This window comes from Streptomyces sp. NPDC060027, assembly GCF_042737005.1.
In the GTDB taxonomy this organism is placed as follows: domain Bacteria; phylum Actinomycetota; class Actinomycetes; order Streptomycetales; family Streptomycetaceae; genus Streptomyces.
In genome coordinates this window covers 22,210-47,319 of the sequence record NZ_JBHWVI010000023.1, presented here as the reverse complement: position 1 = coordinate 47,319, position 25,110 = coordinate 22,210, and the positions used below count along the sequence as shown (strand labels likewise).

General features: G+C 70.0%; 19 protein-coding genes. 11 read left to right on the top strand and 8 right to left on the bottom strand.

All coding sequences use genetic code 11. The features are described from left to right. Nucleotides 1-507, bottom strand: coding sequence for a MarR family winged helix-turn-helix transcriptional regulator (locus tag ACFWBT_RS08825; RefSeq protein ID WP_266848293.1), 507 nt, complete (start codon nucleotides 505-507; stop codon nucleotides 1-3). A 165-nt stretch (nucleotides 508-672) separates the two neighbouring features. Between ACFWBT_RS08825 and ilvA the strand changes: the two genes are divergently transcribed. The 3 genes from ilvA (at nucleotide 673) to ACFWBT_RS08810 (ending at nucleotide 3,940) form a co-directional block, all read left to right on the top strand. Further along, nucleotides 673-1,902, top strand: coding sequence for a threonine ammonia-lyase (gene ilvA / locus ACFWBT_RS08820; RefSeq protein WP_385697482.1), 1,230 nt, complete (start codon nucleotides 673-675; stop codon nucleotides 1,900-1,902). A gap of 173 nt (nucleotides 1,903-2,075) precedes the next feature. Then, nucleotides 2,076-3,086, top strand: a complete 1,011-nt coding sequence (locus tag ACFWBT_RS08815; RefSeq protein WP_385697480.1) for an ATP-binding cassette domain-containing protein — start codon at nucleotides 2,076-2,078, stop codon at nucleotides 3,084-3,086. Next, nucleotides 3,083-3,940, top strand: a complete 858-nt coding sequence (locus ACFWBT_RS08810) for an ABC transporter permease (protein ID WP_385697478.1) — start codon at nucleotides 3,083-3,085, stop codon at nucleotides 3,938-3,940. The genes ACFWBT_RS08815 and ACFWBT_RS08810 overlap by 4 nt, the downstream gene beginning before the upstream one ends. A gap of 102 nt (nucleotides 3,941-4,042) precedes the next feature. On the opposite strand, the gene greA is transcribed toward ACFWBT_RS08810, so the two are convergent. Beyond that, a complete protein-coding gene (greA, locus tag ACFWBT_RS08805) occupies nucleotides 4,043-4,540 on the bottom strand; it encodes a transcription elongation factor GreA (protein ID WP_351541254.1) in 498 nt (165 codons plus the stop codon). 211 nt (nucleotides 4,541-4,751) lie between these two features. Beyond that, nucleotides 4,752-5,153, bottom strand: a complete 402-nt coding sequence (locus tag ACFWBT_RS08800; protein ID WP_385697477.1) for a DUF4307 domain-containing protein — start codon at nucleotides 5,151-5,153, stop codon at nucleotides 4,752-4,754. A gap of 152 nt (nucleotides 5,154-5,305) precedes the next feature. Here ACFWBT_RS08800 and mca point away from each other — a divergent pair, with 152 nt between their 5' ends. Together mca and ACFWBT_RS08790 are read left to right on the top strand one after the other, a co-directional pair. Further along, nucleotides 5,306-6,187 (top strand): mycothiol conjugate amidase Mca, encoded by an 882-nt coding sequence (gene mca, locus ACFWBT_RS08795; protein WP_385697475.1) that lies wholly within the window; start codon nucleotides 5,306-5,308, stop codon nucleotides 6,185-6,187. Next, the gene (locus ACFWBT_RS08790; RefSeq protein ID WP_385697473.1) at nucleotides 6,180-6,452 is read left to right on the top strand and encodes a hypothetical protein; all 273 of its coding nucleotides are present in this window, start codon (nucleotides 6,180-6,182) and stop codon (nucleotides 6,450-6,452) included. The genes mca and ACFWBT_RS08790 overlap by 8 nt, the downstream gene beginning before the upstream one ends. A gap of 83 nt (nucleotides 6,453-6,535) precedes the next feature. Here the strand turns inward: ACFWBT_RS08790 and ACFWBT_RS08785 are convergent, their stop codons facing one another. Beyond that, nucleotides 6,536-9,730 carry a tetratricopeptide repeat protein gene (locus ACFWBT_RS08785; protein ID WP_385697471.1) on the bottom strand — a complete coding sequence of 1,065 codons (3,195 nt, stop codon included), beginning with the start codon at nucleotides 9,728-9,730 and terminating at the stop codon, nucleotides 6,536-6,538. A 325-nt stretch (nucleotides 9,731-10,055) separates the two neighbouring features. On the opposite strand from ACFWBT_RS08785, the gene ACFWBT_RS08780 reads away from it, so the two are divergent. From ACFWBT_RS08780 to ACFWBT_RS08760, 5 genes are all read left to right on the top strand, one after another. Beyond that, on the top strand, nucleotides 10,056-12,092 hold the full coding sequence (locus ACFWBT_RS08780) for a thioredoxin domain-containing protein (RefSeq protein ID WP_385697470.1): 2,037 nt from the start codon (nucleotides 10,056-10,058) through the stop codon (nucleotides 12,090-12,092). Between the two features lie 184 nt (nucleotides 12,093-12,276). After that, complete coding sequence (locus ACFWBT_RS08775; RefSeq protein WP_385697469.1) at nucleotides 12,277-13,539, top strand: glycosyltransferase; 1,263 nt, start codon at nucleotides 12,277-12,279, stop codon at nucleotides 13,537-13,539. Then, a complete protein-coding gene (locus ACFWBT_RS08770) occupies nucleotides 13,536-15,212 on the top strand; it encodes an ArnT family glycosyltransferase (protein ID WP_385697468.1) in 1,677 nt (558 codons plus the stop codon). Before ACFWBT_RS08775 ends, ACFWBT_RS08770 begins: the two co-directional genes overlap by 4 nt. Beyond that, a complete protein-coding gene (locus tag ACFWBT_RS08765) occupies nucleotides 15,209-16,414 on the top strand; it encodes a glycosyltransferase (RefSeq protein ID WP_385697467.1) in 1,206 nt (401 codons plus the stop codon). Before ACFWBT_RS08770 ends, ACFWBT_RS08765 begins: the two co-directional genes overlap by 4 nt. A 143-nt stretch (nucleotides 16,415-16,557) precedes the next feature. Next, nucleotides 16,558-18,822: a galactose oxidase-like domain-containing protein gene (locus ACFWBT_RS08760; protein WP_385697514.1), complete on the top strand. Its 2,265-nt coding sequence runs from the start codon at nucleotides 16,558-16,560 to the stop codon at nucleotides 18,820-18,822. Between the two features lie 48 nt (nucleotides 18,823-18,870). Here the strand turns inward: ACFWBT_RS08760 and ACFWBT_RS08755 are convergent, their stop codons facing one another. The 4 genes from ACFWBT_RS08755 to ACFWBT_RS08740 form a co-directional block, all read right to left on the bottom strand. Next, nucleotides 18,871-19,596, bottom strand: a complete 726-nt coding sequence (locus ACFWBT_RS08755; protein ID WP_385697466.1) for a Mut7-C RNAse domain-containing protein — start codon at nucleotides 19,594-19,596, stop codon at nucleotides 18,871-18,873. Nucleotides 19,597-19,600: 4 nt separating this feature from the next. Further along, nucleotides 19,601-20,272 carry a TetR/AcrR family transcriptional regulator gene (locus ACFWBT_RS08750; protein ID WP_385697464.1) on the bottom strand — a complete coding sequence of 224 codons (672 nt, stop codon included), beginning with the start codon at nucleotides 20,270-20,272 and terminating at the stop codon, nucleotides 19,601-19,603. Then, nucleotides 20,269-21,834 carry an MFS transporter gene (locus ACFWBT_RS08745; protein WP_385697462.1) on the bottom strand — a complete coding sequence of 522 codons (1,566 nt, stop codon included), beginning with the start codon at nucleotides 21,832-21,834 and terminating at the stop codon, nucleotides 20,269-20,271. Before ACFWBT_RS08745 ends, ACFWBT_RS08750 begins: the two co-directional genes overlap by 4 nt. A gap of 194 nt (nucleotides 21,835-22,028) precedes the next feature. Further along, nucleotides 22,029-22,742: a hemolysin III family protein gene (locus ACFWBT_RS08740; RefSeq protein WP_385697461.1), complete on the bottom strand. Its 714-nt coding sequence runs from the start codon at nucleotides 22,740-22,742 to the stop codon at nucleotides 22,029-22,031. A gap of 322 nt (nucleotides 22,743-23,064) precedes the next feature. Here ACFWBT_RS08740 and ACFWBT_RS08735 point away from each other — a divergent pair, with 322 nt between their 5' ends. Beyond that, nucleotides 23,065-24,891 carry a phosphoenolpyruvate carboxykinase (GTP) gene (locus ACFWBT_RS08735; RefSeq protein ID WP_385697459.1) on the top strand — a complete coding sequence of 609 codons (1,827 nt, stop codon included), beginning with the start codon at nucleotides 23,065-23,067 and terminating at the stop codon, nucleotides 24,889-24,891. Nucleotides 24,892-25,110 lie beyond the last annotated feature (219 nt).

Sequence of the window (25,110 nt, the reverse complement as noted above, 5' to 3'; positions counted from 1 at the left end):
TCAGGAGGCGGGCTCGGACTCCGGCGCCGGCATGCCCTGGGCCGCCTGGCGGGCGGAGAGGGCGCTGTTGAAGCGCGTCAGGAGCGCGCAGAACGCCTCGCGCTCCTCCGGCGCCCATTCGTGTGTCAGCTCGGCCATCAACTGACGTCGGGAGGTGCGCACTTCGTCCAGGCGGGACTGGCCGCGCGGGGACAGCTGGAGCACCACGGCGCGCCCGTCCTCGGGGTGCGAGGTGCGCTTGACGAGCCCGGTGTCGACCAGCGGGGCGACCTGCCGGGTGACGGTCGAGGAGTCGATCCCCATGCTCGCCGCGAGCGCCTTGACGCCCATCGGGCCTTCCTTGTCGAGGCGGTTGAGCAGCAGGTACGCGGCACGGTCCATGGAGTTGCGCACCTGCCCCACCCCGCCGAGCCGGGTCTGTTCCGCACGGCGCGCGAAGACCGCGACCTCGTGCTGCAGGGCTTCGAGAAGACCGGTGTCACCGACGGTCGTCATGTCCATCGACATTTCTGGTGTTGTGGGCATGGCCGGGGGCTCAATTCATGCGTGGGGAGCTGGGTTGGGGGACAGATTACGCGGCCGGGGCGTGGGCCGTACCGGCGCTGCGCAAACCTGGTCTCGGAGCGTGGTCACCACGGGAGTGCGCCCGCGTGAACTGCGAGACTGGTGGTCATGAGCTACAGCACGGCTGACTCCTTTCCCGGCGTGACCCTCGACGATGTACGCGGCGCGCAGAAGATGCTCACGGGTGTGTCGCGGGTGACCGCGATGGAGGGCAGCAGGTACCTGTCCCAGCTGGTGGGCGCACCGGTGCAGTTCAAGTGCGAGAACCTGCAGCGGACCGGATCGTTCAAGCTGCGCGGCGCGTACGTGCGGATCGCGGGCCTGCTTCCGGAGGAGCGCGCCGCGGGTGTCGTCGCCGCGAGCGCCGGCAACCACGCGCAGGGCGTCGCGCTCGCGTCCTCGCTGCTCGGCGTGCGGTCCACGGTGTTCATGCCGACCGGCGCCCCGCTGCCGAAGGTCGCGGCCACCCGTGACTACGGCGCCGAGGTGAGGCTGCACGGGCAAGTGGTCGACGAGACACTGGCCGCCGCGCAGGAGTACGCGGCGAGGACGGGTGCGGTGTTCATCCATCCCTTCGACCACCCCGACATCATCGCGGGCCAGGGCACGGTCGGTCTGGAGATCCTGGAGCAGTGCCCCGAGGTGCGCACGATCGTGCTGGGGGTCGGCGGCGGCGGGCTGGCGGCGGGCGTCGCCGTAGCGGTGAAGGCGCTGCGTCCGGACGTACGGATCATCGGGGTGCAGGCGGAGGGCGCGGCGGCGTACCCGCCCTCGCTGGCGGCCGGACGGCCGGTGGCGATCGAGAACCCGGCCACGATGGCCGACGGCATCAAGGTCGGCCGCCCCGGCGACGTGCCGTTCCGCCTCGTCGAGGAGCTGGTGGACGAGGTCCGTACGGTCTCCGAGAACAACCTCTCCAGCGCGCTGCTGCTGTGTCTGGAGCGCGCCAAGCTGGTCGTCGAGCCGGCCGGCGCGAGTTCCGTCGCGGCGCTGCTGCGCGCGCCCGGGACCTTCGAGGGCCCGGTGGTGGCGCTGCTGTCGGGCGGCAACGTGGATCCGCTGCTGATGCAGCGCATCCTGCGGCACGGCATGGCGGCGGGCGGCCGTTATCTGGCGGTCACCCTGCGTCTCACCGACCGGCCCGGCGCTCTGGCCACACTTCTCGGGGTGTTGTCAGTGGCGGACGCTAACGTCCTCGATGTGAGCCATGTACGGACCGATCCACGGCTCGGGCTCACGGAGGTGGAGGTCGAGCTGCACCTGGAGACGAAGGGGCCCGAGCACTGCGCCGAGGTGAATCTGGCGCTGCGCGAGGCGGGTTACACGGTCATCGGCTGAGGTCGGGGCCGCCGTCACAGCCCCGGTCGTACCGGGCAGGGAAATTCCATTGAGCCACGCGATACATCGCGTTAGGGTGTGCGCGTCTCGGTCGGCGCCCGAGTGGGGTCGAACCGGAAAAATATGCTCATTGCGTAAAAAACCGAAAATCCCCAACGACGTGGAGAACTCTCATGCCGGGCGCCATCTACGCCGAAGGCCTGGTGAAGACCTTCGGTGACGTAAGGGCTCTGGACGGCGTCGACCTCGATGTTCCGGAAGGCACCGTGCTCGGCCTGCTCGGGCCGAACGGCGCGGGCAAGACGACCGCGGTCCGCTGTCTCACCACTCTGCTCCGCCCCGACAGCGGCAAGGCCGTCGTCGCGGGCATCGACGTGCTCAAGGACCCCGACGCGGTACGGCGCAGGGTCGGCCTCTCCGGGCAGTTCGCCGCGGTCGACGAGTACCTGACCGGCCGCGAGAACCTTCAGATGGTCGGTCAGCTCTACCAGATGAAGGCGAAGGCCGCGAAGGTCCGCGCGGGCGAGCTCCTGGAGCAGTTCAACCTCACCGACGCCGCCGACCGCACCGCGAAGACGTACTCGGGCGGTATGCGCCGGCGCCTCGACCTGGCGGCGGCCCTGGTCGTGTCACCCCCGGTGATGTTCATGGACGAACCGACGACCGGCCTCGACCCGCGCAACCGCCAGCAGCTGTGGGACGTCATCAAGCAGCTGGTCTCCGGCGGTACGACGCTGCTGCTGACCACCCAGTACCTCGAAGAGGCCGACCACCTCGCGCACGACATCTGCGTGGTCGACCACGGCCGTGTCATCGCCCGCGGCACCGCCGACGAGCTCAAGGCGCAGACCGGCGGCGAGCGCGTCGAGGTCGTCGTGCACGAGCGCGAGCACATCGAGACCGCCTCCGAGGTGCTGCGCGGCTTCGGAAAGGGCGAGACCACGGTCGAGGAGCACACCCGCAAGCTCACCGTGCCCGTCACCGGCGGCGCGAAGCTCCTCGCGGAGGTCATCCGCGAGCTGGACACCCGGGGCATCGAGATCGACGACATCGGCCTGCGCCGCCCCACCCTCGACGACGTCTTCCTCTCCCTCACCGGCCACGTGGCCGAGGAGAAGGCCGAGGAGGACGGACGGTCGGCGGACGCCCGGACCGGCAAGAGCAAGAAGGAGGCCGCCAAGTGAGCGCCGTCAGCGACGCCGTGCAGGTCACGGGGCCCTCGAACCCGATCGCCCAGTCCATCCGGGATTCCCTGGTCATCGCCAAGCGGAACCTGATCAGGATGTCCCGCATCCCCGAGATGGTGATCTTCGGGCTGATCCAGCCGATCATGTTCGTGGTGCTGTTCACCTATGTCTTCGGCGGGTCCATGAAGATCGGCGGCAGCACCAGCGCCGAGGCGTACACCAACTTCCTGATGGCGGGCATCTTCGCGCAGACGGTCACCTTCGCCACCGCGGGCGCCGGCGCGGGCATCGCCGACGACATGCACAAGGGCCTCATCGACCGCTTCCGGTCGCTGCCCATGGCGCGCGGAGCGGTGCTGACCGGCCGCACCCTGGCCGACCTCGTGCAGACCGCGCTGACCCTGCTCGTCCTCGCGATCGTCGCCCTGATGGTCGGCTGGCGGGTCGGCACGACCGGCAGCACCGACGCGCTCCGCGTCCTCGGCGCCTTCGGGCTGCTGCTCCTGCTGGGGTACGCGTTCACCTGGATCGGCGCGCTCATCGGCCTGTCCGTGCGGACGCCCGAGGCGGCCACCTCCGGCGGACTGATCTGGCTCTTCCCGGTCACGTTCATCTCGAACGCGTTCGTGGACACCGCCAACATGACGCCCTGGCTGCGGCATGTCGCGGACTGGAACCCGTTCAGCGCCACCGTGCAGGCCTGCCGGGTGCTGTTCGCCAACCCCGGGGTGTCGGAATCCGAGGCCTGGCCCATGCGGCACTCGATCTGGGCCTCGGTCATCTACTCCGTCCTGATCGTGCTGATCTTCCGGACGCTCGCGGTCCGCAAGTACCGCTCGGCGACGGCGTGACACGGACACGGACGTAGACCCAGCAGACGCAGACGCAGACGCAGACATGACGATGCCCCCGGCCTACGGCCGGGGGCATCGACGTCGTCGCTGGTCCTGGGCTCAGCCCTGGTACGGCACGGCCTTGAGGATCTTCACCGAGGCGAGCTTGCCGTTCGGCAGCTCGTACCGGGCGTCCTCGCCGACCTTCTTGCCGTTCACGCCGGAGCCCAGCGGGGACTGCGGAGAGTACGTCTCGATGTCGGAGTTCGCGTACTCCCGCGAGCCGAGCAGGAAGTCCAGGGTGTCGTCCTCGTCGCCGTCGAAGGCGATGGTGACGACCATGCCCGGTGCGACCACGCCGTCCGCCGCGGGAGCCTCGCCGACCTTGGCGTTCTCCAGGAGCTGGGTCAGCTGGCGCACACGGAGCTCCTGCTTGCCCTGCTCTTCCTTGGCCGCGTGGTACCCGCCGTTCTCGCGCAGGTCGCCCTCCTCGCGCGCGGCCGCGATCTTGGCGGCGATCTCCGTGCGCGCAGGACCAGACAGGTACTCCAGCTCGGCCCTGAGCTGGTTGTACGCCTCCTGGGTCAGCCAGGTGACGTTCTCGCTGGTCTGGGTCACAGGTGCTCCTCGTAGGTACTGGGAATACAAAGCATCGCCCTACCCAGAAGCATGTTCTCTCACGGGTGGGCGAAACCACGAGCCTAACAATTCAGCGGCTCGGAGGGGAGGACATAAGACATCAGAATTACATCAATGCAGGTCAGTCATGGGTTGCCGAGAATGATTCCGACCTGTGCCGATGCCGTCGGACGCGGGTGGGCGGTGTCGCTCAGCCCGAGTGACAGCCGAGGAGTTCCGCCGTGGAGCCCCGGGCCGTCGTACGCAGGGTAACCACCTTGTCGACGCGTGAGGAGTCCTGGTCGAAGCGGAAGTCGGCGCGGCCCACCTCGACGCCGTCGGCGCTCTGCGAACGCAGCGTGCAGTAGCCGCTCGCGCCCGCGTCCTTGCGCACTTCCAGGTGCGCCTCGACCGCGCTGTCCGAGACCGGCTTGAAGCTGATCACCTGGGCGCTGATCTCGGTCCCGCCGATGTAGTCGTAGCCGAACCAGCCGACCACGCCGATGAGGGCGACGCCCAGGACACCACCGATGATCTTGAGCTTCCGGTCGGCGCGCTCGTCCGCGGAGCGGCCGTACCGGCCCTCGGGCAGCTGCGTGCTCGCCGTGCTCATGATCGTCCTCTCGGCTGAGGTCCGTGCGGGAGGACCCCGGAATTATTCGCCCCCCGATTCCGTCACTATAGAAGCCGCCCACAGCGCGGATTCACGCCGGGCGCCGACAGCCGACTTACTCAGGCGACAGCCGACTGACCGAGGATTGAGTCTTGACTGACCAGCTGCGACTGATGGCCGTGCACGCCCACCCCGACGACGAGTCGAGCAAGGGCGCGGCCACCATGGCGAAGTACGTGTCCGAGGGGGTGGACGTGCTGGTCGTGACCTGCACGGGCGGGGAGCGCGGCTCCATCCTCAATCCCAAGCTTCAGGGCGACAAGTACATCGAGGAGCACATCCACGAGGTACGCAAGAAGGAGATGGACGAGGCCCGCGAGATCCTCGGTGTCAAGCAGGAGTGGCTCGGCTTCGTCGACTCGGGCCTGCCCGAGGGCGACCCGCTGCCGCCGCTGCCCGAGGGCTGCTTCGCCCTGGAGGACGTCGACAAGGCGGCCGGTGAGCTGGTCAAGCAGATCCGCTCGTTCCGCCCGCAGGTGATCACCACGTACGACGAGAACGGTGGTTACCCGCACCCCGACCACATCATGACCCACAAGATCTCGATGGTGGCGTTCGAGGGCGCGACGGACACCGAGAAGTACCCGGAGTCGGAATTCGGCCCCGCGTTCGAGCCGCAGAAGCTCTACTACAACCAGGGCTTCAACCGCCCGCGCACCGAGGCGCTGCACAACGCGCTCCTGGACCGCGGCCTGGAGTCTCCGTACGGGGACTGGCTGAAGCGCTGGAGCGAGTTCGAGCGCACCGAGCGCACGCTGACCACGCATGTTCCGTGCGCGGACTTCTTCGAGATCCGTGACAAGGCGCTGATCGCGCACGCCACGCAGATCGACCCCGACGGCGGCTGGTTCAAGGTCCCCATGGACATCCAGCGGGAGGTCTGGCCGACCGAGGAGTACGAGCTCGCCAAGTCCCTCGTCGATACATCCCTCCCCGAGGACGACCTCTTTGCGGGCATCCGCGACAATGCCTGACATGAGCGCAAGCCTGGCACTGACGCACCTCGTCCCCCTCGCCAAGGAGGTCGACGAGAACAAGGTCACCCCCGGCGTCCTCGGCTTCATCGTCTTCGCGGTGATGGCCCTGGCCGTCTGGGGCCTGATGAAGTCCATGAACCGCCACATGGGCAAGGTCACCTTCGAGCAGGACCCCGAGGACAAGGCGGCGGCCTCCGGGGGCGCGGAGCGGACCGGCTCCGGCTCCGGCTCCGGTGGGAAGGCCGCACCCGCGAAGGGCTGAGCGCGCACCCGCGGGGGCACCGGCCCCCGCGGGAGCCTCAGCCGTGGCCGGCGGTCCGGTGTGAGTGCCTTCGCTGCCCCCCCTCACGCCACCACCGGCACGCCCATCACGTCGCGCGCGTGGCGTCCCGGCACCATGCCCAGGCGCCAGGCCTGCCACCCGGCGTCCAGGTCCACTCCCCGTTCCAGCAGCAGCTGATACGCCTCGATGAAGTCGTCGAGCCTGCCGTCGCGGGTCGAGTGGCCGGTGCGCGAGAGCTGCGACAGTTCCTCCTGGGCCACCGCGGCGCCCACCTCGTAACCACCCGGGGCCGCGTACGGGAGCAGGGTGCAGCGCAGGAAACGGGCCCAGTCCTCCCCACGCCGGTCGCCGTACGAGGCGAACAGCCCGGCGGCCTCGTCGCACAGGGACAGGGCCTGCTGGGTACGGGCGTTTCCCGCGTCGACCACGGCGAGCTCCAGACACGTCCACGCCTCGCCGTGGGCCACCCCGATGCGCTGGAAGTCCGCGCGGGCGTCCACGAGGAGCTGACGGGCGAAGCCCGAATTCCTCAGCGAGCCCGTCTGCGCGGCGCGCTGGTCGCGGGTCACGCGGGCCGAGTGGTGGCGGGCACAGGCCAGGCCGTAGACGTCCCGCATGCGGGAGAACATCGTCCGGGAGCGCTCCAGCTCGCGCACCGCCTGGTTCAGATCGCCGGTCTCCTCCAGTGCCTGCCCCAGGTAGTAGACCGTCCAGGCTTCGCCGCGCGCGTCCTCGTTCTCACGGTGGCGGGAGGACGCCTGGCGCAGCCCGTCGACCGCCGAGGACGGATCGCCCTCGACGAGCCGGGCGCGGGCCAGCTGGGTGAGCGCCCATGCCTCGCCCCGGGCGTCGCGCGTACGGCCGTACAGGTCGAGTGCCTCGCGCAGCTCACGCTCGGCGCGCGGCACGTCGCCCATCCGCAGGCCCAGCTGACCGAGCTGGAAGTGGGCCCAGGCCTCGCCGTGCACCGAGCCGCTCTCGCGGTGCAGGACCAGCGACCGGGTGAGGAGGTCGAGGGCATGGGCGAGCCGGGACCTGTCGCGCTCGACCGCCGCCAGCGCGTGCATCGTCCAGGCACGGTCGGCCGCCAGCTCGGGAGAGGCCTGGAGGTCCATCGCCTCCTGGAGCTTGGCCGCGGCCTCGACGAGGTTGCCCTGATGGTGCAGCGTGATGCCGAGGGAGCAGAGTGCCCTGGCCGCCCCCGCGTCGTGGTGGGCCTCGAAGTAGAGGTCCACGACCGAGGCCAGGGTCGTCCGCGCCTTGTCCAGCTCGCCCAGCTGGCGGGCCGCGATGCCGGTACGCCACTGCACCGAGCGGATCAGGAGGCCCTGGTCGACGGCCTGCGTCAACTCGCTGATCTCGCCCAGACGGTAGAGGTCGCCGCGCAGCAGGCAGTAGTCGCACAGAGCGCCCAGGAGGTGCAGCACCGCCGCCTGGTCCACCCCCTCCGTGTGCCGCAGGGCCGCCGTGATGAAGCTCGACTCGTCGTCCAGCCAGCGGAGCGCCGCGTCCAGGGAGGTGAAGCCGTGCGGTCCGAACTGGTCGGCGCGTGTGGACGTCTTGCCGTCCACCAGACGGATCACCGAGTCGGCGAGCTCCGCGTAGTTCACGATCAGGCGCTCCTGCGCCGCCGTGCGCTCCGAGGGCTCCTCCTCGTCGAGGAGGCGGGCCGAGGCGAAGGCCCGCACGAGATCGTGCAGGCGGTAGCGGCTGCCGCGCACGTGGTCGATCAGGCCCGCCCGGGAGAGTGCGGTCAGATGCCGGACGGCCTCGGGCTCGTCCGTCGCGAGCAGGGACGCCGCCGCGGCCGCGCCCAGCGAGGCACGGCCGGCCAGCGCCAGCCGGCGCAGCAGCCGGCGTGCCATGTCCGACTGGTCCGTGTAGCGCAGCCACAGCACCCGCTCCACGGGTTCCACCGGGCCGTACGCCGCGAGGTCGGTGGCCAGCTGACGGGGGGTGCGGGGGCCGAGCGAGGAGCCCGCGACGCGCAGCGCCAGCGGCAGGCCGCCGCACAACTCCCGGACCTGGTCGGCTGATTCGGCGTCGTACGGGCCGGACGTGTCCTGTGCGGCCGCGGTGAGCAGTTCCTCGGAACCCGCCGGGTCCAGCGCCTCGACGGGGAGCTGGTGAACCCAGGCGGGGAGGTCGGCGGGCAGTTCGAGGGGCTTGCGCGCGGTGACCAGGACCAGGCTCTCCGAGCGCTCGGGGACCAGGGTGCGCACCTGCTCGACGTCGCTCGCGTCGTCCAGCACGATCGTCACCGGCAGGCCCGTCAGATGCTGGTGATACAGCTCGCTCAACCGTCTGACCTGCTGGTCCTGCGAGGAGCGCTCGCGGAAGAGGAGCTGTTCGCGGGGGGCGCCGAGCCGGTTCAGCAGGTGGAGCAGCGCGTCACGGGTGGGGAGCGGCGGGTCGTCCGGGCTGTCGCCGCGCAGGTCCACCACGCACGCGCCGCGGAACTGGTCCTTGAGCGCGTGCGCCGCCCGGACCGCGAGCGTGCTGCGGCCGGAGCCGGGCGCGCCGTGCAGCACCACGACCGTCGGCTTCGTCTCCGTGCTCGCCCGGGCCGCGTGCACCCACTGCGCCACCCGCGACAGCTCGGTTCTCCGCCCGGTGAACGGGCCGTCCGGTTCCGGCAGTTGACCGAAGGACTGCTCAAGGACACTGCGCCGGCGGGCCGCCGCGCTCTTGTCGGTGCGCCGCAGCTGGGGCGCACCCTGCTTGGCGCCGGTGGAGGCGTTGAGGACGCGCTGCTGGTCGAGGAACGGACGGATGCTCCGTACCTCCAGGGCCGTCAGCCACTGCAGACGCAGTTGCTCGGGGCCGCCGGGCTGCCCCAGGGCGCCGGCCCGGCGGCTCGCGGCGGGCACGTGCGAGGCCGTCACCTTCAGGACGGTGGCCGCGGCGCCCGCCACGGCCACCGTCGCGCCGGTGCCGACGGCCGTGCCCGCGCCGGTGCCGAGGGCCAGGTCGGCGACGACGGCCGCGAGCGCGCCGACGGCCGCCACCAGCAGGGGAGTTCCGGCTCCCTCGCGCGCGTAGCGCTGCCCGAAGGTCTGCCGGCCCACTTCCGACTCGTCCAGGGCCCGGGTGTACGCCGTGTACTCCTCGGCGGCCGTCTCCGCCATCGCGTCGAGCGCGGCCCGCGCCCGTGACAGCAGCACACCGCCGTCCACCCGCCCGCCGGAGCGACGCACCTCCTCCTCGACGGCCCGGGCCAACAGCCGCTCGGCCTCCGCCCGATGGCTGTCCCGCATGTCATGTCCCCCTCCGGCAGCAACTCCTTTGCCTATGAGTGTCCTTCGGGGAGGACGCGAACGCGAGAGGGCCGACGATCAATCCCGCCGGGGCTCACTCGCGATGGACCCGGTGGGCCTCTCCCCGCCGGGACGCCCGCGGGGCTCCGGGCGGCGCCACGCGCTTCCGCGTGCGCGGGCGGGCGGGCGGAGCTTTCGCCGGCGGCGCGTGTGAGGACCGGGCCCCGCGCGACCGTACGGCCACCCTCGTGAAGATGCCCCGAAGGGGCACGCCCGGCGCATCTGCGCTTCTTCGCCGTCCCGGACGCCGTGGGAGAGTGGAAGGGTGAACCGACTGGCCCATGAGACGTCCCCGTATCTGCTCCAGCACGCCGATAACCCCGTCCAGTGGTGGCCCTGGTCGGCCGAGGCCTTCGACGAGGCCCGGGCGAGCAACAGACCCGTTCTGCTGAGCGTCGGGTACAGCAGTTGCCACTGGTGCCATGTCATGGCGCACGAATCCTTCGAGGACGACGCGACAGCCGCGTATCTGAACGAGCGCTTCGTCAGCATCAAGGTCGACCGGGAGGAGCGGCCCGATGTCGACGCCGTCTACATGGAGGCGGTGCAGGCGGCGACCGGTCAGGGGGGCTGGCCGATGACCGTGTTCCTCACCCCGGATGCCGAGCCCTTCTACTTCGGGACCTACTTCCCGCCCGAGCCCCGTCACGGCATGCCGTCCTTCCGGCAGGTGCTGGAGGGCGTGTCCGGCGCCTGGACCGACCGGCGGGACGAGGTCGCCGAGGTCGCGGGGAAGATCACGCGGGATCTGGCCGAGCGGGAGATGTCCTTCGGGGACAGCCGGGTGCCGGGCGAGGAGGACCTGGCCGGAGCGCTGCTCGGACTCACCCGGGACTACGACGCCGCGCACGGCGGATTCGGCGGGGCGCCCAAGTTCCCGCCGTCCATGGTGATCGAGTTCCTGCTGCGCCACCACGCGCGGACCGGCTCCGAGGGCGCTCTGCAGATGGCTGTCGACACCTGCGAGCGGATGGCGCGCGGCGGCCTCTACGACCAGCTCGGCGGCGGTTTCGCCCGGTACTCCGTCGACCGTGAGTTCGTCGTACCCCACTTCGAAAAAATGCTCTACGACAACGCCCTCCTCTGCCGCGTCTACGCCCATCTCTGGCGTTCCACCGGATCCGAGCTGGCCCGGCGGGTCGCTCTGGAGACCGCCGACTTCATGGTGCGCGAACTCCGCACGAACGAGGGCGGGTTCGCCTCCGCTCTCGACGCGGACAGTGATGACGGCGCCGGCCGGCATGTCGAGGGCGCGTACTACGTGTGGACGCCGGCGCAGCTGCGCGAGGTACTCGGGGATGCGGACGCCGAACTAGCGGTCCAGTACTTCGGGGTCACCGAAGAGGGCACCTTCGAGGAAGGGGCCTCGGTACTCCAACTTCCTCAGCAGGAAGGGGTGTTCGACGCCGCGAAGGTCGCCTCCCTGCGGGAACGGCTGCTCGCGGCGCGGGCCGGGCGGCCTGCCCCGGGACGCGACGACAAGGTCGTCGCCGCCTGGAACGGGCTCGCGGTGGCCGCCCTCGCGGAGACCGGCGCCTATTTCGACCGCCCGGATCTGGTGGAGGCCGCGATCGGCGCCGCCGACCTCCTCGTACGGCTGCACATGGACGACCGGGCGCGGCTGGCCCGTACCAGCAAGGACGGCCGGGTCGGCGCCCACGCCGGGGTGCTGGAGGACTACGCGGATGTCGCCGAGGGCTTCCTCGCGCTGACCTCCGTCACCGGGGAAGGGGTCTGGCTGGAATTCGCCGGGTTCCTGCTCGACCACGTCCTGGCACAGTTCACGGACGCCGAGTCGGGTGCGCTGTACGACACGGCGGCCGACGCCGAGCGGCTGATCCGCCGCCCGCAGGACCCCACCGACAACGCCACGCCCTCGGGGTGGAGCGCGGCGGCCGGAGCGCTGCTGGCGTATGCCGCGCAGACCGGTGCGGAGCCCCATCGCACCGCGGCGGAAAGGGCGTTGGGTGTGGTCAAGGCGCTGGGTCCGCGGGCTCCCCGCTTCATCGGGTGGGGGCTCGCGGTGGCCGAGGCGCTGCTCGACGGTCCGCGGGAGGTCGCGGTGGTGGGGGAGGGGAGTGATCCGGCCACAACGGCCTTGCGGCGCGCGGCCCTTCTGGGGACCGCGCCGGGTGCCGTCGTGGCGGTGGGGGTTCCGGAGAGTGACGAGCTGCCGCTGCTTTCCGGCCGACCGCTGGTGGACGGCAAGCCGGCCGCGTACGTCTGCCGTAACTTCGCGTGCGACGCCCCGACGACCGATCCTGGCCGGCTTCGCACGGCTCTGAACGGCCGAAACGTGTGATTCCCAACCGGTCCAAACGCCCCTAGCGTGCGGATTGTTCAGGAAGTCGACCGAGTGTGATGAAACACGCTCTTCACCAGAACAACCTGTGCACTTCACAGATCGCCCATAGTCTCGCCACGGTGACGCGACAGCAGTGACGCGCTGTCGCGACTGGGGGTTTTTGGGGATCTGGGGGGATCTGTTGCTCACGTCTGTCTTCATCGCTGCCGTTTCTCTGGCGCTCTTCTGGATGGCTGCCTTCACCTTGTGGTGGCAGATGCACGCGTGGCGTACGCCCGAAGTGCTCGCTTCCACCCGCTTCAGCAGTCCGGACGGGGGTGAGAGCCTGTCCTTCTCGCTGCTGCTGCCCGCACGGCACGAGCAGGCGGTGCTCGACCACACCATCCAGCGGCTGCTGGAATCCAGCCACACCGACTTCGAGATCATCGTGATCGTGGGGCACGACGACCCGGAGACCACCGCGGTGGCCCGGAGTGCCGAGGCGCGCGATCCGCGCGTGCGGGTCGTCGTCGACCATCACGAGAAGAAGAACAAGCCGAAGGCCATGAACACGGCCCTGCCGCACTGCCGCGGCGATGTGGTCGGGGTCTTCGACGCCGAGGACCAGGTGCATCCGGAGCTGCTCGCCCACGTCGACCACGCGTTCCGCACGACGGAGGCGGACGTCGTCCAGGGCGGGGTGCAGCTCATCAACTTCCACTCCAGCTGGTACAGCCTGCGCAACTGCCTGGAGTACTTCTTCTGGTTCCGCTCGCGCCTTCATCTGCACGCGCAGAAAGGGTTCATCCCGCTCGGCGGCAACACCGTCTTCGTACGGACGACGGTCCTGCGGGAAGCCGACGGCTGGGACCCCAACTGCCTCGCGGAGGACTGCGATCTGGGCGTCCGGCTGTCCAGTGTCGGCAAAAAGGTCGTCGTCGCGTACGACTCCGACATGGTGACCAAGGAGGAGACCCCCGGCTCCCTGATGTCGCTGCTCAAGCAGCGCACCCGGTGGAACCAGGGCTTCCTGCAGGTCTACCGCAAGCGCGACTGGAAGCAACTGCCGGGCTTCGGGCAGCGGTTGCTCGCCCGCTACACGCTGATGACGCCGTATCTCCAGGCGGTCTCCGGTGTGATCATCCCGCTCAACGTGGCGATCGCGCTCTTCCTCGACGTGCCCGTCGGGATCGCCTTCATCACGTTCCTGCCGGCCGTGACGGCTCTGGTCACCTTCGTCTTCGAGCTCGTCGGACTGCACGACTTCGGTAAGCAGTACGGGCTTCGCGTCCGCTTCGTGCACTACCTGAAACTCGTCGTCGGCGGTCCCTTCTATCAGGTGCTGCTCGCGGGTGCCGCCGTACGCGCCGTATGGCGCGAGCAACGGGGGCGCAACGACTGGGAGTTGACCAGTCATGTCGGCGCGCATCTCACCGAAGTGATCCGAGAGGACGTTCCTGCGTGACCTCCACCCTTCCCGCGGCGACCACACCCACGGTCCCCGCGCAGCGGCCTCCTGCGCCCAAAATCGTCCCGACGTCCCCTCCGGCCTCGCGTTTTCGCAGCTCGCGCTCCGATCTGATCCTGTGCGCGGTGCTGCTCGCGGCGATCCTCGTCGTGCAGGGCTGGAACATCGCCGCCTACCCGACCCTCAGCGACGACGAGGGCACCTACCTCGCCCAGGCCTGGGCCGTCCAGCAGGGCAAGGGCCTGGCCCACTACACGTACTGGTACGACCATCCACCGCTCGGCTGGATCCAGATAGCCGTGCTGACCTGGATACCCGCGCACATCAGCCCCTCGCTGATGACCGTCGGCTCGATGCGCTTCGCGATGCTCGTGGTCAGCGCGGTGAGCGCGGTCCTGCTGTACGTCCTCGCGCGCCGGCTGTCGCTGCCGCGCTGGGCGGCCGGCCTCGCGATGGTCCTCTTCGGGCTCTCCCCGCTCTCGGTCGTGCTCCAGCGGGAGATCTTCCTCGACAACATCGCGGTGATGTGGACGCTGCTCGCGTTCTGCCTGGCCGCCTCGCCGAGCCGTCATCTCTGGCACCACTTCGGCGCCGGCCTCGCGGCCGCCACCGCGGTGCTGACCAAGGAGACGATGCTGGTCATCCTGCCCGCGCTGTTCATCACGATGTGGCGGCACAGCCATCGCGACACCCGCAAGTTCGCGATCACCGGCGCCGTCACCGCGTGCGTCCTGATCGGCACCGCGTACCCGCTCTTCGCCCTGCTGAAGGGCGAGTTGTTGCCGGGCGGCGGGCACGTCTCGCTCTGGGAGGGCATCACCTACCAGATGAGCCGCCCCGGCTCCGGATTCATCCTGGAGAGAGGCACCGGCTCGTACGGCGTCCTGCAGTCCTGGCTGTACTACGACCGGGTCCTGCCGCTCGGCGGACTCGCGGGCGCCCTGCTTCTCCTGGTCACCTTCCGCTGGTCGGTGACCGCGCGCGCCCTGGCCGGACCGGCGCTCACCGTGGCGATCCTCGCCGTGGTGGCCCTGCGCCCGAACGGCTACCTGCCCGCGATGTACGTCATCCAGGCCCTTCCCTTCCTCGCCCTCGTCCTCGCCGGAGGCACCGCGAGCGTCGCCCACGCGGTGCTGCGCAGACGGCGGACCGACCAGGAGAGGACGTATGTGACGTGGGGGCGCCGCGGGCTGGCGGCGGTGCTCGTGGTGGCCGCCGGCGCCTATGTCGTGCCCCACTGGTACGACGGCGATCACACGGCCGTGACCGCCGACGCCAACGCCCCCTACCGGGCGGCCTCTTCATGGCTGAGGACCGAGGTGAAGAACCCGGAGGACGCGCGGGTCCTGGTCGACGACGCGCTCTGGCTCGACCTCGTGCACGACGGCTACCGGCCGGGCCTCGGCGCCATCTGGTTCTACAAGGCCGACCTCGACCCCGCGGTCACCAAGACGATGCCGCGCGGCTGGAAGGACCTCGACTACGTGGTCGCCTCCCCGACCGTACGGCGCGACGCGGTGGACCTGCCCAACGTGAAGGCCGCGATCGAGCACTCCACGGCGGTCGCCACCTTCGGCAGGGGCGAGGACCGCATCGAGATCCGGCGGATCGACGACACCACCGTCAGCACCGAGACCACCACCACGGCCCGTTCCGGAGGCAGTCGATGAGCAGCTTCGAGAGCACTGTCCCCGACGAACTGGGCGACCCGGCGGTACGCGCCGCCGAGGTCCCGGAGCCCGGTGCCGTCACCATCGTCGTACCGACCTTCAACGAGTCGGCGAACATACGGGAGTTGCTGCACCAGATCACCGAGTCGGTGCCGGCGCGGCTGCCCTGTGAGGTCGTCTTCGTGGACGACTCCACGGACGACACCCCCGAGGTGATCCGCCGGGCTGCGCAGGACTGCCCGTTCCCGGTGACCGTGCTGCACCGCGAGGTGCCCGAGGGCGGGCTCGGCGGCGCGGTCGTGGAGGGGCTGAAGGCGGCGGGCTCCGACTGGATCGTCGTGATGGACGGGGACTGCCAGCATCCGCCGTCCCTGATACCGGAGTTGGTCGCCTCCGGCGAGCGGGCGCACGCGGGACTCGTGGTCGCCAGCCGGTACATCAAGGGCGGCAGCCGGGAAGGACTCGCGGGCGGCTATCGCATCGCGGTGTCGCGGGGCGCGACCTGGCTGACCAAGACGCTCTTCCCGCGCAAGCTGCGCGGTATCAGCGACCCGATGAGCGGGTTCTTCGCGATCCGCCGCAGCGCGGTCACCGCCGAGGTCCTGCAGCCGCTCGGCTACAAGATCCTGCTCGAACTGGCCGTGCGCAGCCGTCCCCGCCAGGTCACCGAGGTGCCCTTCGTCTTCCAGGACCGCTTCGCGGGCGAGTCCAAGTCGACCGCGCAGGAGGGCTTCCGGTTCCTGCGCCACCTCGTCGGGCTGCGCACCGCCTCGCCGGTCGCCCGCATGGTGGTCTTCGGGCTGATCGGCGCCACCGGCTTCGTGCCGAACCTGCTCGGCCTGTACGCGCTCACCGCCGCCGGAGTGCACTACGTCCCGGCGGAGATCCTCGCCAACCAGCTGGGCGTGGCCTGGAACTTCCTGCTCATCGAGCATCTGCTGTTCCGCGAGCGCCGCAAGCACCGCAACCGGTGGGACCGCGTGGGCCGGTTCGCGCTGCTCGCCAACGCCGATCTGGTGCTGCGCATCCCGCTGATCGCGCTCTTCGTCCACCGCTTCGGCATGGGTGCCCTGTCCGCCACGGCGCTGGCCCTGGTGACGACCTTCGTTCTGCGCTTCGTCGGGACCGAAGCGCTGGTCTATCTACCGCGCCGCAGCAGTCAGAGCGGGCGCGGGAGCCGCACAGCGAGGAGAACCGCGTGAAATTCCGGGTGAGACCACGTCGGAGAACCGCCCTGCTGGCCGTGACGGGCCTGGCAGCCGGGCTGCTGCTCGTGTCACCGCAGCCCGCGTCCGCCGTCAACCTGATCACGAACCCGGGCTTCGAGACCGGCGGTACGGACGGGATGCCGTCCTGCTGGGAGAAGTCCGGCTGGGGCGACAACGACTTCAGCTTCGCGACCGTGACCGACGCCCATTCCGGCTCCAAGGCCATGAAGGTGACGCTGACCCGCCGGGTCGACGGCGACCGCAAGGCGCTGATCACCGAGTCCGCCGCGTGCGCGCCGGTGGTCACCGTGGGCAAGCAGTACGACCTCGGGCTCTACTACAGGACGACGACCCCCGACGCGGCGATCACGCTCTTCCGGCACGACACCACGGCGGGCTGGCAGTACTGGACCGACCTCAAGACCCTGGACCTGGCGGCGGCCTGGACGCAGGCGACGGTGCGCACTCCGGCCGTCCCGGCGGGCACCGACCGCATCACCTGGGGTGTGTCCGTGTACGGCACGGGCTCCGCGACGACCGACGACTACACGATGGAGCAGGTCGCCGACCCCGTTCCGCCGGCCACCTGCACGGGCACGGCCGAGGAGTGCGCGAACGGGAAGTGGACGGTCCTGCCGACGCAGAACCCGGTGCGCTCCATGCACTCCGTCGTCCTCAGGAACGGCAAGGTGCTGCTGATCGCGGGCTCCGGGAACAGTGAGGAGAACTTCGACGCGGGCACGTTCACGTCGGCGGTCTACAACCCGGCGACCGGCTCGTACAAGGTGATCCCCACACCCAAGGACATGTTCTGTGCCGGGCACGTCCAGCTCGCCGACGGGCGGGTGCTGGTGATGAGCGGCAACAAGGCCTTCCCGGTCGCGGGCGGGCACGGGTACGAGGGGTACAAGGACTCGTACATCTTCGACCCGGTCACCGAGACGTACAGCAAGACGAACGACCTGAACGACGGTCACTGGTATCCGTCGGCCACCGAGCTGGGCAACGGTGACATCATCTCGTTCGGCGGTCTGCGCGAGGACTCGTCGGGTTCGGTGACCGCCGAGCGGTGGTCGAACGCCCAGCAGCAGTGGCTGCCGCTGTGGCAGGTCAACCAGACGTGGTCGTTCTGGGGTCTGTATCCGTCGATGATCCTGATGCAGGACGGCCGGCTCTTCTACTCGGGCAGCCATGTCTTCGGCAACGGCACCCCGGGCACCGGCTCCGCGATCTACGACTACGACGCCAACACCACGACCGCGGTCCCCGGTCTGCAGAACAAGGACGAACGCGACCAGTCCGCGAGCGTGCTGCTGCCTCCCGCGCAGGACCAGAAGGTCCTGACCATCGGTGGCGGCAACATCGACTCGAACCCGGCCGCGAACCGGCTCACCGACATCATCGACCTCAAGACCGCCAGCCCGGCGTACACGGTGGGCCCGCAGATCCCGCAGGGCACGGTGGACCTCGGCAACGGCAAGGTGGCGCAGACCGGCGCCCAGGGGAAGATGTACGTCTCCGCCGTACTGCTGCCCGACGGCAAGGTCCTGGAGACGGGCGGCGGACTGCACAACCGCGCCGACCCCGTCTTCGAGGCGTCGATTTTCGACCCCGCGACCTCGACCTTCGACCCGGTAACCGCCGACCCGCAGGCGCGTGGCTACCACTCCTCCGCGTTCCTGCTGCCCGACGGCCGGGTGATGGCCACCGGTGACAATCCGGGCAACGGCACCTGGAACCACAACGTGTCCATCTACACCCCGCCGTACCTCCTCAAGGGCACCCGTCCGACGATCACTTCGGTGATCGACAACGAGTGGGTGTACGGGGACACGCAGCGCATCACGGTCGATCGGCCCATCGTGAAGGCGGAGTTGATCCGGCCCGCCGCGGTGACGCACTCGTCCGACCCCAATCAGCGGTACGTGGACCTGCCGCTGAGCGTGAACGGCAACAACGTCGACCTCAATGTGACGAGCAACCCCAACATGGCGCCGCCCGGCTGGTACATGCTCTTCGCGGTCGACGCCAACGGCGTTCCGTCGGTGGCCAAGTGGGTGCATCTCCAGGGGCCGTCCGCGCTCGCCGGGGACACCGCCTCGGCGCATGTGCACTCCTTCGCCGACTCGCTGGAGGGCGCCGTGAAGGAGCCGGGCAAGAAGCGGGCCTCCCAGAAGGTGTCCACCACCATCTCCGGCTGTGACCGCCACTACGGCACGATCAACGTCTGTGTGCCGACGGTCTTCCCGGACGGGGTGAAGAAGACGACGGTCTCCCGCTGCGCGTGGCTGAAGAAGAACGACTACGGGCGGCTGCGGATCAACGGAAAGGACGATCCGCTCGGACTCGATCCGAGCAAGGACGGACTGGCCTGCGGCAAAAAGGATCTGATCAAGCATTAGGTCCGGACTCGGGCCCTGGACCGGGGGCGAACCCCGGCCCGGGGCCCGTCAGGTCCCGAACTCCGCGAGGGCGCGCTCCACGACCGTTTCCAGCCGGTCGTGGTGCGCGCCCTTCCAGTAGGCGCGCCCGCACGCCGCGCACTGGGCGAAGACGTCGTACGACCGCTCGGTGCCGCTCTCCAGCTGGTCCGCGACCTGTTCCTTGGTGGCCTTCTCCAGCAGGCCGTTGCACGCGGTGCAGCGCGTCCAGGGTTTCAGCTCGGGTGCGAACCGGCCCAGTACGTCCCGGAGTTGGTCGTCGGGGCGGGTGCTGTAGACGAAGCCGCCCGCCCACAGTTCGCGGCGTCGCAGCAGTCCGCGGTCGCGGCTGAGCAGCACGCGCCGCTCGGCCGCGGAACGGGCGGCGAGGGCCGGGTCGCCGATGTCGGTGGACTCGTACGCGGTGTCCACGCCGAGCAGGCGCATACGGCGGGCGAGGGTGCCGAGATGGACGTCGAGGAGGAAGCGCAGCGGTGCGCCGGGGACCGGCTGCGGGCGTTCGACCGGGCGGACCCGCACGGACTCGCCCGCGGCCGGGATGTGCGAGAAGGGCACGTCACGCCCGTCCACGACCAGGGTGCCGACCTCGGTCAGCGGGACGCCGAGCGACTCGACGACATGACCGAGCGTGGAGGAGCCGTCGGTGCCGACGGGGGTGACTCCCGCGCGGCGGGCGTGCGGGACGAACAGCCCCAGTTCGGGGGCGAATTCGATGTGGATCTCCGGTCCGTTCACGCGGTCAGGATGTCATGCGGGATGCGCCCGGGGCCTCCGGGTTTCCCGGCGGGAGGCCGTGCTCCAGGACGTTCACGGCGCGCTCGACGAGGCCGGCGAAGTCGTCCCGGTGGCCGTTCTCGGCCCAGTACAGGGAGGTCTCCATCAGACCGCCGATCAGGGACATCGCGAAGACGCGGACCTCCAGGCTGTCCGGGTCCCGGCCGACGCGCTCCCCGATGGCCCGGCTCAGCAGCCGCCCGGTGACGGACGCGCTCTCCATCATCCGGGAACGCACCGCGGGGACCTCGACCATCAGCCGTGTCCGGAGCCGGCTGACCTCGGGGTCCTCGGAGTCGTTGAGACCGATGGCCTTGCTGAGCACATGGCGCAGGGAGTCGAACCACGGCTCGTCCGCGGGGCGCTCCCGCAGTTCCTGTTCCAGGAGCGGGTCGTACTCGTCCGTGAGGACGATGTCCTCCTTGGTCGGGAAGTAGCGGAACACCGTGGACGGGGAGACCTCGGCCGCCTCCGCGATCTGCTCGATCGTCGTCGCGTCGTACCCCTGCTCCCCGATCAGCCGGTACGTGGCCTCGCGGATCGCGATGCGGGTCTTGATCTTCTTCCGTTCGCGGAGCCCGGGCTGGGGCTCCGCGGCGGGAGTGGAACTCTGTGCGGTGGCGGCCATGGTCCTCATTGTCCGGCATCCGCCGGGGCCGGGGCCATGTCGGTGTCCTCCTCCGGTACGGGGGCGGACCGCCGGGGGCTCGGCAGCAGGGCCGCCGCCAGCAGGGCGGTGACCAGGGCCGCGATCCCGCTGACCAGCAGGACCAGGTCCATGCCGTGGATGTAGGCGGCGTTCGCGGAGGCGGCGAGGGCGGGGTCGCCGAGCCGGTCGGCGACGACGTGGGCGCCGACCACCGAGTCGGTGGCGACGTCCGCGGCGGCGCGCGGCAGCGCGGAGGTGTCGAGGCGGTCGGCGTAGGTGCTCGCCAACAGGGAGCCGAGCAGGGCGATACCGATCGCGCCGCCCACCTGGCGCACCGTCATCAGCAGCCCGGAGCCGCGGCCGGCCCGGTCGCGGGGGAGTGCGCCGAGGGCGGCGGACATCGCGGGCACCACGGCGAAGCCGAAGCCGAGCCCGGCGATGGACAGCCACAGCGCGGTGACGCCGTACCCGTCGTCGACGGTCGTACGGCTTCCGAGGAACGCGGCGAAGGAGAGGACGACGAGACCCGCGCTGATCACCGAGCGCGCCCCGAACCGGGCGAGCAGCGGCTGAGCGCCCCTGGAGGCGATCAGCAGTCCACCCATCATCGGCAGCATCCGCACGCCGGTCGCGAGCGCGTCGTGTCCGAGTACCGCCTGGAGGTACTGCGGCAGCACGAACATCAGGCCGGACAGGACGAACATGACGAGCGTCGCGGCGAGCGTGTTGAGCAGGAAGCCGCGCTGGGCGAGCAGGGAGAGATCCAGCATCGGGCGGGCGCTGCGGCGTTCGCGGACGACGAGCAGCGCGATCAGGACGACGGAGGCGGCGAAGGCGCCGAGGACGAGCGGGTCGCCCCAGCCGCGGGTGGGGGCCTCGATGATGGCGTAGATCAGGACGCTGAGGCCGACCGCGGTGAGCGCGGTGGAGACGGCGTCGACCCGGGGAGACGCGGGGTCCCGGGTCTCGGGGAGCAGGAAGACGCAGGCGGTGACGCCGATGGCGGCCATCGGAACGTTGACCAGGAAGACCGAGCCCCACCAGAAGTGGTCCAGCAGCCAGCCGCCGATGATCGGGCCCAGCGGCAGGCCGAGCGCCGAGGCCGCGGAGACGGCTCCGACCGCCTTGGTTCGCTCGTCGGGTCCGAACAGCGAGGGCAGGACGGCGAGCGCGAGCGGCATCACCAGCGCGCCGCCGACCCCCATCAGGGCGCGGGCGGCGATCACCCAGACGACGTCGTCGACGAGGGCGCCGACCAGGGAGCCGACGAGGAAGACGCCGAGGCCCGTGATGAGCATGCGGCGCCGTCCGAAGCGGTCGCCGAGCAGGCCCGCCGGAAGCATCAGCGAGGCGAAGACGACGACGTACGCGTCCGCCATCCACTGCTGCTCCCCGGTGGACGCCCCCAGGTCCCGGGCCATCGTCGGCAGCGCCACATTGAGGATCGTCATGTCGAAGCCGAGGACGAGCATGCTCGCGACCAGGGCCCCGAGGGCCCACCAGCGGCGGGGGTCGAGCAGTACGGCGTCGTCTTGCGTGGGAGTCACCATGAAATGAGAGTAGCTCTCAAAAGGTGGATACTGTCAATGCGGTGTAGCTTCCAGTTCGTGGACTCGCGGGCTCGCGGGAAGGGTGTTGTCGCCGCGCGGGGGTTGGTGCCGGCCGGTGTCGCGCGCCGGAAACGCGTCATGGCCGCGGCTCGAGAGCCGCGGCCATGAAGGAGGAGGGGGGTCGGTGAGGAGGATCAGCCGTGCTGGTAGGCCACCAGTGAGATGCCGACGTAGTGCACGATGAACGCCGCGAGGGTCAGGGAGTGGAAGACCTCGTGGAATCCGAACCAGCGCGGTGACGGATTGGGGCGCTTGATCCCGTAGATCACTCCGCCCGCGCTGTAGAGCAGGCCGCCGACGATCACCAGGACGAGGACGGCGATGCCTCCGGTGCGCATGAAGTCGGGCAGGAAGAAGACGGCCGCCCAACCCATCGCGATGTAGCAGGGGGTGTAGAGCCAGCGCGGGGCGCCGACCCAGAACACCCGGAAGATGATGCCCGCCGCCGCGGCGGCCCAGATGCTCCACAGGAGCCACTGCCCCTTGGCCTCGGGCAGCAGCAGCATGGTCAGCGGCGTGTAGGTGCCCGCGATGATCAGGAAGATGTTCGCGTGGTCGAGCCGGCGCAGGACGCCGTCCATCCGCGGGCTCCAGTTGCCGCGGTGGTAGAGGGCGCTCACTCCGAACAGGAGGCAGGCCGTCAGGGCGAAGATTCCGCAGGCGATGCGAGCGCGGGTCGAGGTCGCCAGCGCGGTGAGGATCAGTCCGGAGACGAGGGCGGCCGGGAACATGCCGAGGTGCAGCCAGCCGCGGAGCTTGGGCTTGATCTCTTCCGACAAGGAGTGCGCGACAGACGCGGGGCCGGCGGCCGGCGTGTCCGTGGGCGCGTCGGGGACGGACGCAGTCATGGGCCGAATCGTACCTACGGAACCGTAAGTTACGTGTCAGTCCCGCATAAGCGAACCGCAATGGTGGCCATGATCTCACGCGGGTGGCCGGACGTCGCGGGGTGCTCGCGGTGAACCCGGAGTGAGCGGGGGGAAACCTTCCGGCAAGTGGCGATGCTCACTCCGCTCAGGTGTGCGGCCCTCTGGACATATGCGCGGCTCAGTCGGATCATCAAATGAGTGCGGTCGGCACCGGATGAGCGCCAGGGGTTCCATCACCGTGAAGCATCCGGGTCGCAGCCCCCACGGGGCACCAAAACAAAACCCTCATTTAGGAGCAATCGTGGCGCGCGACATCGCGGCTCCCGTCCCGACCAACCACAAGGAACTGATCTCGTGGGTCAACGAGATCGCCGAACTGACCCAGCCGGACAGCGTGGTCTGGTGTGACGGATCCGAGGCCGAGTACGAGCGACTGAGCGAGGAGCTCGTCCGCAAGGGCACCTTCAAGAAGCTCGACCCGATCAAGCGCCCCAACTCGTACTACGCCGCTTCCGACCCGACCGATGTCGCGCGGGTCGAGGACCGGACGTTCATCTGCTCCGAGAAGGAGGAGGACGCGGGCCCGACCAACCACTGGAAGGCCCCCGCCGAGATGCGGGAGATCTTCCAGGGCCAGGGCGGCGAGGGCGGCGTGTTCCGCGGCTCGATGAAGGGCCGGACGATGTACGTCGTCCCGTTCTGCATGGGCCCGCTCGGCTCGGACCTCTCCGCGATCGGCGTCGAGATCACCGACTCCGCCTACGTCGCCGTGTCGATGCGCACCATGACCCGCATGGGACAGCCCGTCCTGGACGAGCTCGGCAACGACGGCTTCTTCGTGCGTGCAGTGCACACGCTCGGAGCGCCGCTGGCCGAGGGCGAGGCGGACGTGCCGTGGCCGTGCAACTCCACGAAGTACATCTCGCACTTCCCGGAGTCCCGCGAGATCTGGTCGTACGGCTCCGGCTACGGCGGCAACGCGCTGCTCGGCAAGAAGTGCTACGCCCTGCGCATCGCGTCCGTGATGGCGCGCGACGAGGGCTGGCTCGCCGAGCACATGCTGATCCTCAAACTGACGCCGCCGCAGGGCGAGTCGAAGTACGTGGCCGCCGCCTTCCCGAGCGCCTGCGGCAAGACGAACCTCGCCATGCTGGAGCCGACGATCTCCGGCTGGACGGTCGAGACGATCGGCGACGACATCGCCTGGATGCGGTTCGGCGAGGACGGCCAGCTGTACGCGATCAACCCCGAGGCCGGCTTCTTCGGCGTCGCGCCCGGCACCGGTGAGCACACCAACGCCAACGCGATGAAGACGCTGTGGGGCAACTCCGTCTTCACCAACGTCGCGCTCACCGACGACAACGACATCTGGTGGGAGGGCATGACGGAGGAGACTCCGGCACACCTGACCGACTGGAAGGGCAACGACTGGACCCCGGAGTCCGCCACGCCCGCGGCGCACCCCAACGCCCGCTTCACGACGCCCGCCTCGCAGTGCCCGATCATCGCGCCCGAGTGGGAGGACCCCAGGGGCGTGCCGATCTCGGCGATCCTCTTCGGCGGCCGCCGCGCCACGGCCGTGCCGCTGGTGACGGAGTCCTTCGACTGGAACCACGGTGTCTTCCTCGGCGCGAACGTCGCCTCCGAGAAGACCGCCGCCGCCGAGGGCAAGGTCGGCGAGCTGCGCCGCGACCCCTTCGCCATGCTGCCGTTCTGCGGCTACAACATGGGCGACTACATGGGCCACTGGGTCGACGTCGCCAAGGACAAGGACCAGGCGAAGCTCCCGAAGATCTACTACGTGAACTGGTTCCGCAAGAACGACGCGGGCAAGTTCGTGTGGCCCGGCTTCGGCGAGAACAGCCGCGTCCTGAAGTGGATCGTCGAGCGCCTCGAGGGCAAGGCCGAGGGCGTCGAGACGCCGATCGGTGTCCTGCCGACCCGGGAGTCCCTCGACACCGACGGTCTCGCACTGGCCGACTCCGACCTCGACTTCCTGCTCACGGTCGACAAGGAGGTCTGGCGCGAGGAGGCCGCCCTGGTCCCCGCGCACCTCGACACCTTCGGCGAGCACACGCCCAAGGAGCTGTGGGACGAGTACCGCGCGCTGGTGCAGCGCCTGGGCTGACGCCCACTGTGGCTCCGCGGCCGACCTGAGTTGCCCTGACCTGCGACCGTTGCGGAGGTCGGCCGCGGTGACAGCACCCCGCCGGGGTCCCGCGCACATCTGTGCGGGGCCCCGGCTTTTTCGTCTCCTGCACCCCGCCCGTGCCGGAACGGCTGAAAAAGCGGGGATTTCGCGGGACACTCCTGACATCCTGCAGTGAGCCCCGAAATGAGGTGGGCG

Coding starts and splice junctions, on each gene's coding strand:
- ACFWBT_RS08825 (WP_266848293.1), bottom strand. CDS start 507: ATGTCGATGGACATGACGACCGTCGGTGACACCGGTCTTCTCGAAGCC.
- ilvA (WP_385697482.1), top strand. CDS start 673: ATGAGCTACAGCACGGCTGACTCCTTTCCCGGCGTGACCCTCGACGAT.
- ACFWBT_RS08815 (WP_385697480.1), top strand. CDS start 2,076: ATGCCGGGCGCCATCTACGCCGAAGGCCTGGTGAAGACCTTCGGTGAC.
- ACFWBT_RS08800 (WP_385697477.1), bottom strand. CDS start 5,153: ATGAGCACGGCGAGCACGCAGCTGCCCGAGGGCCGGTACGGCCGCTCC.
- ACFWBT_RS08790 (WP_385697473.1), top strand. CDS start 6,180: ATGCCTGACATGAGCGCAAGCCTGGCACTGACGCACCTCGTCCCCCTC.
- ACFWBT_RS08785 (WP_385697471.1), bottom strand. CDS start 9,730: ATGCGGGACAGCCATCGGGCGGAGGCCGAGCGGCTGTTGGCCCGGGCC.
- ACFWBT_RS08765 (WP_385697467.1), top strand. CDS start 15,209: ATGAGCAGCTTCGAGAGCACTGTCCCCGACGAACTGGGCGACCCGGCG.
- ACFWBT_RS08760 (WP_385697514.1), top strand. CDS start 16,558: ATGCCGTCCTGCTGGGAGAAGTCCGGCTGGGGCGACAACGACTTCAGC.
- ACFWBT_RS08750 (WP_385697464.1), bottom strand. CDS start 20,272: ATGAGGACCATGGCCGCCACCGCACAGAGTTCCACTCCCGCCGCGGAG.
- ACFWBT_RS08745 (WP_385697462.1), bottom strand. CDS start 21,834: ATGGTGACTCCCACGCAAGACGACGCCGTACTGCTCGACCCCCGCCGC.
- ACFWBT_RS08740 (WP_385697461.1), bottom strand. CDS start 22,742: ATGACTGCGTCCGTCCCCGACGCGCCCACGGACACGCCGGCCGCCGGC.